The organism is Pantoea sp. SIMBA_079, assembly GCF_046940275.1.
GTDB classification, from domain to species: Bacteria; Pseudomonadota; Gammaproteobacteria; order Enterobacterales; family Enterobacteriaceae; genus Pantoea; species Pantoea borealis.
In genome coordinates this window covers 1-279 of the sequence record NZ_JAWRYR010000196.1, presented here as the reverse complement: position 1 = coordinate 279, position 279 = coordinate 1, and the positions used below count along the sequence as shown (strand labels likewise).

General features: G+C 48.4%; 1 protein-coding gene. It reads left to right on the top strand.

Going from position 1 to position 279, the window contains the following annotated elements:
- Positions 1-277 (top strand): sigma-70 family RNA polymerase sigma factor (locus tag SB719_RS19685; RefSeq protein ID WP_412159669.1); only part of this gene is annotated, 277 nt, incomplete at its 5' end.
- Positions 278-279 lie beyond the last annotated feature (2 nt).

The following is a 279-nucleotide window of genomic DNA, read 5'->3' as shown; positions in this document are numbered from 1 at the left end:
CTTACGCTTGGAGACTCGTAGGTATACCGGTGATGAAGCCGCGTCCGATCTGATCATCGACTTAAAGGAGGCGATAAGACTTGCAAAGCTTACCGACAAACAGCGGGATGTGCTTCAACTTCATTACGTATATGGGTACAAACAACGGGAGATTGGGGCGCAGTTGGGGATCGAGAGGTCCGTAGTCTCTCGACACTTGCTTGCGGCTGAAAAGAAGATAACGAAGGTGTACGCTCGTTGGTCGAAATTAGATCGAATTGGCGGATACTCAATCTAAAA